Raw genomic sequence first — 262 nt, forward strand, 5'->3', positions numbered from 1 at the left:
CTTCACCACCAAGCCGGTGGGCCAGGGCACCGGGCTGGGGTTGTCGATCAGCTACAAGATCATCCAGGACCACGGCTACCGCACCGTGGCCGTCTACTCGGAAGCCGACGCCGGCGCACGCCATGTGCAGCAAGCCGATGAAGCCGTGTGCATCGGCCCGGCCCAGGTCAACCAGTCCTATCTCGTCATCGACAACATTATCAAGGCAGCGCAGAAAACCGGGGCCGACGCGATCCACCCTGTCTCTTATACACATCTGACG

1 protein-coding gene is annotated in these 262 nt (G+C 62.2%); it reads left to right on the top strand.

Annotated elements, in window-relative coordinates; all coding sequences use genetic code 11:
• The coding region (locus ACQ4LH_RS22115; RefSeq protein WP_430699029.1) for a biotin carboxylase N-terminal domain-containing protein at window positions 1–262 on the top strand (262 nt) is incomplete at both ends.

It is taken from the genome of Pseudomonas peli (assembly GCF_050563605.1).
GTDB classification, from domain to species: domain Bacteria; phylum Pseudomonadota; class Gammaproteobacteria; order Pseudomonadales; family Pseudomonadaceae; genus Aquipseudomonas; species Aquipseudomonas peli_A.